This window comes from Methanosarcinales archaeon (assembly GCA_014859725.1).
GTDB lineage: Archaea > Halobacteriota > Methanosarcinia > Methanosarcinales > Methanocomedenaceae > Kmv04.
Genome location: JACUTQ010000169.1, coordinates 1 through 4,306, shown reverse-complemented (window position 1 = coordinate 4,306; position 4,306 = coordinate 1). Strand labels below are relative to the sequence as shown.

General features: G+C 42.2%; 6 protein-coding genes. All 6 read right to left on the bottom strand.

The annotated features are described in order from the left end of the window. Nucleotides 1-148: 148 nt before the first annotated feature. The 6 genes from cas4 to IBX40_11275 are packed head-to-tail and all read right to left on the bottom strand — an operon-like array spanning nt 149 to nt 4,306. Nucleotides 149-739 carry a CRISPR-associated protein Cas4 gene (cas4, locus tag IBX40_11300; GenBank protein MBE0524903.1) on the bottom strand — a complete coding sequence of 197 codons (591 nt, stop codon included), beginning with the start codon at nt 737-739 and terminating at the stop codon, nt 149-151. Nucleotides 740-746: 7 nt separating this feature from the next. After that, nucleotides 747-1,037 carry a CRISPR-associated endonuclease Cas2 gene (gene cas2, locus IBX40_11295; GenBank protein ID MBE0524902.1) on the bottom strand — a complete coding sequence of 97 codons (291 nt, stop codon included), beginning with the start codon at nt 1,035-1,037 and terminating at the stop codon, nt 747-749. Between the two features lie 4 nt (nt 1,038-1,041). Then, nucleotides 1,042-2,010 (bottom strand): CRISPR-associated endonuclease Cas1, encoded by a 969-nt coding sequence (gene cas1 / locus IBX40_11290; GenBank protein ID MBE0524901.1) that lies wholly within the window; start codon nt 2,008-2,010, stop codon nt 1,042-1,044. A gap of 25 nt (nt 2,011-2,035) precedes the next feature. Further along, on the bottom strand, nt 2,036-2,821 hold the full coding sequence (locus tag IBX40_11285; protein MBE0524900.1) for a nucleotidyl transferase AbiEii/AbiGii toxin family protein: 786 nt from the start codon (nt 2,819-2,821) through the stop codon (nt 2,036-2,038). Beyond that, nucleotides 2,818-3,588: a hypothetical protein gene (locus IBX40_11280; GenBank protein MBE0524899.1), complete on the bottom strand. Its 771-nt coding sequence runs from the start codon at nt 3,586-3,588 to the stop codon at nt 2,818-2,820. Before IBX40_11280 ends, IBX40_11285 begins: the two co-directional genes overlap by 4 nt. Nucleotides 3,589-3,631: 43 nt before the next feature. Continuing rightward, nucleotides 3,632-4,306, bottom strand: coding sequence for a CRISPR-associated endonuclease Cas6 (locus tag IBX40_11275; GenBank protein MBE0524898.1), 675 nt, complete (start codon nt 4,304-4,306; stop codon nt 3,632-3,634).

The following is a 4,306-nucleotide window of genomic DNA, read 5'->3' as shown; positions in this document are numbered from 1 at the left end:
GTTTCAATCCTTGTTTTAGTGGATGTTGGTCTGCGATAGCGCATATTTAGCCCCGATTTTAGCAAAATATCGCTAATAATCCATTCATTTTCGTACTTAAAAATCTTACTGATTAATTATCAAATCATTTATAAAAACAAGAAAAAAGTCAAACACAAATATTCCTGTAACAGCAATCAATGCATTTTCTTAAATTTCTTGAAGTTTTAGGATATTCTCCCTTATCTATAATATCGATTACGCTCTCAACAATTTCAACACCTTTCATAAAATCAGATGGTGTGAAATCAATTTGCTTAACCAGATTATTACTCCTGATATAGCAAATATAACCCCTGTTCACCTCAATGTTGTAGTTCTCCTTTATCATCAGACCGTGCAGCACAAGTTGGAACTTATAAGTCTTAAAAACCTTATCCTTGAATTCAGCATATTTATACTCCAGCGGAGCAGCAGTACCGTCCTCAAGGAATAACACTTCATCCACAATTCCCTTAATATGATTCTCCCTGGACGCAATAAACACACTTCGCTCCTTTCTTATACAATAGAGCTTCTTCCTTACATATTCCTGATTTGTCATTCTCCTGGTTTCATGCACCTCCCTGCCCTTCAGAACCTTGAACCGCTGTTCTTCATGTTGAGGGATATCAAGACAGTACATGTAATAAATAAAACGAGGGCAAAACAGGTACTCCAGTACATCAGATATCGTAATGATCGTTTCTCTATCTTCCATAACTGCCTCAAAAGAACATTGTGATCACTTCATCACTGACAAGGTCCTTATTAAATGCCTGACCTATCAACTTTACCTGCTTGAAAGACTGCTCATCCATTGGGAAAATATAGACCGAATCAACATCAGCGTCGATTAATTCTTCACATTGAAGCGCCAGAGAATCACGCTTATTCGCATTCAATTCCCCCAGGAATACACTTTTCTGCACCCGGTAAAGTCCAATGTTCTTGCACGAATCACTTACTTTCTTCCGTATCTTGTTCTCAACAATATCATAAACAACCCAGACCAGCATTTCATCACCTGATCAAATTGTTCGCAATCCTGTGGCAATCATATTGAAGAGTATTCCTTACTTTGATGTTCCTGCCGTGGTAACTTTTTGTCCTGTCAAACCGTTCATTGATGGCCTGAATAAGCACAGCTTTACCGTCTTTATTAAGTGTTAATCCGTTTGGGATTGTATCAAATTGATCTTCTTTTACCTGTTTTTTTGCGAACAGATTTAGAACCGTCCTGTCAGCATGGATCCGGTACATCTCGATCAGATCGAAAACAAGTGATTTCTTATTGTAATTGTCTGTATGTATGAAACCCACATATGGGTCCAGTCCCGCAATTATGCAGCTCTTTTCCACCATTGAATACAGCACGCCATATCCATAGTTCAGTAAACAGTTGAACTCGTCTGCAGCCGGGTTGCGGCTCCTGCCCGCAAACTTCCACCTGTCAGGCATGACAGCGTTCAGGGCAGCAAAGTATGTCCTTGAAGCCATCCCTTCCAGCCCCATGACCCGACCTCGCTGTTCATCAAGGGTGCCTTTCATGACAGCCAGGTCGACCCTGAGAGTTTCAATGTCAGTGATATATCCCTGAATTGTATCTTTCATTTCAGGCCGGTTTTTTTTCAAATCCTTTAGAAAATTGATCTGGTTGTCAATTTTTATCAGCATCCATTCCTTTGCCATATCAAATCCGGCAGGCTGGTCAGATACCTCAAGCTGGCGCCGGCGGATGAGCACTGTGCTGCCCAGCTTGGAATGCCATACCCTGCCGTATGGGTCGCCAAAGTGGTCAAGGAATACAATATCGATGTTATTCTCCACTGCGAATTTCACGGCATCGGTGGTGATAGTGGCTGATGTAGTGATGAGTATGGAATCCACTTTATCTGCCGATACTTCGAAGGATTTTTCATCGGTTTTTACCAGGAAGCAGTTCCTGTTCTTTTTAAGGTATGAACCGCGGGTGTTTAGTACGAGTTGCATGATATCACCAACATTGTTATTTATTTCATATAGTTCCCATTGTTTTCAGTTGTTTCATGACCTGCTCGAAAACCATCTCAAAATCCGGCAGGTCCTTTAGTTGATGACCCAGTGAATTATCCCATGCTGTGGAAAAATCATCTTTTCGTTCCAGTACAGATAATATATCCATTTTGACAGCTTTGAAATTGCATTTTTCAGGCAGGATGTCCAGGGCCTGTCTGAGAACAAAATTTTCAGAAAAATACCAGATGTCATAAAGGTCCCTCGGTCTTGTACGTTCGAATATGGCACGTATTTTCTCTGATATTATCTCATGGATGGAATATGCAAGTACAGCAGCAGAACATTTGTCAGAATAAGGGTGCAGAACAGGCATTTTTCGAATGGGCAGAATGACCCTTTCCTGTTCAGGTTTTGTCAGGTCAAATTTTATTCGCAGGGGATTACCTGTTTGTCTTAAAATCCTGAAATAAACATCAAACCTGTATCCATTCGTATTCTGTACAGATTTTATGTCATCCAAAAAACCAATACCGCTATCCTCTCTGGCTGTTTGTATGGCTGTTCTGATAATTTCTTCAATCTTTGCTTTGCCCATTTTCTTTTGCATGGTAAAATCCAGGTCTTCTGAGAAACGGTAATTCCTGATATACAATTTTCTTATTCCGGTTCCCCCTTTGAGCACAAATGAGTCATTGGGTTGATACATACTTTTCAGTAACCAGCCAATACAATAGTCTTTTTCAATTGTCGATTCAGGAACCCCATGTTCTCTTGCAGTTTCCCTTATCTCATTTGCGCGAATCATTCTAATGTTCCAATTATTTTCTCATCCACATTTTCAATTATTTTCCATTTCCGGTTTGCCTTTCCTTTTCTATGTAATGACGGGTCAAGCAGGGGGTAGCCTTTGGCCAGAAGGGCCTGCGGAATATTCACAGGTATCCCCAGTCTGTCACAGAGACTGCCAAGTCTTTTCAGGATTGCAGAATTTTCCATCCTTATTGCATATTCAATGACTTTGTCAAGATCTATTTTTTTTTCATTTCGCAGTGCCTTTGCAACTTCTACGATACCACCACAATATTGGGGATTGTCAAGACAATCCGCTATGGTCTTTTCAGGGTCTGTAATACAGACCTGTGAATCTTCAATCCATATTTTCTGCTGGGCGAAGAACTTTTTCTCAGTTACCCTGATAATCCGGTACCTGACGCCAAATATCTCTATTTTTGGTTCTTTTTTTCTTGATGTGGTCTGGATAAAGACCGTGCTTGGTATCTGTTCTGTGAACCCATGGTAGTTGAGGGCACTCCAGTAGGCAATTGCTGCATTCTTTACGATCTCATAACCGATGACGAATTCGTTTATAGTGTATCTGCCCTTTTCTGCGCCCAGGGGGATGATAAGATACTTTCCCTTTTCTATCCGCTCGACCCATCCTTCCTTTTCCATATGCGAGAGCAGGACCCTGAGACTGCCGCTTTGCAGGCTGCTGAGTTCTGATGCCTCTTCGAAGCTGAAGGTGCTGCCCTTTTTTGCGAGTCTGTTCAGTAATATGAATTTTTCACTCATTTAATTTCACCATAATTAACATATTTGATAACTTTGGTGTACATTATTGTTTCGAACGGGGTCTGGAATGTTCCAGCACAGCCCCGAACCCCCTGGAAACTGATTTACCCAGACCGAGATAATCAGGGATGAGGAAATTTGTCCGGAAGTTTCCTGTAAAGGTCATGATATTTATGTCCTTCTGCCTGCCTTTTCGTATATTGACATCTGTTTCGCATTGTATCCTGTCCGGGACCTGGTAGGCCAGTGATTTTGCCATTGAAAGTATGTTGCCAGTTAAGGTTCTATTCAGCAGTCCGGCCCGTTCGGTCCTGCCGCCTGCCAGGTAGAAGCGTTTGTAATTCTCCTGGTTGAGGGCGAACCATGGGGTGGCAAAACGGTATGTGTGCATTTCGTCAGCCAGGCCGAATTCCTGGTTCCTTACCGAGATGCCCCGCTCCATGACCTCATATACATTGGCGCCCAGGTTTATTTCGTCGTACTGGTTGTATATTTCTTTTAATACTTCGGCGCCTTCGTTGATGCCAATGACCGTGGGCGTGCTTTCAATTATCTTGTACTGGACGAGGGGATAGCGGTAGATGAGGTGGTTGGTGTTGTGCTGGTGGAGAAGGGTGTATTCGTTGAATTTTGTTGCAAAGAATCCGCGGAGCTGGGAGGCTGATGCTTGGATGGGGTGGGTGGAAGCGAGGGTTAGGGTGAAGGTTTGGAGGATCAT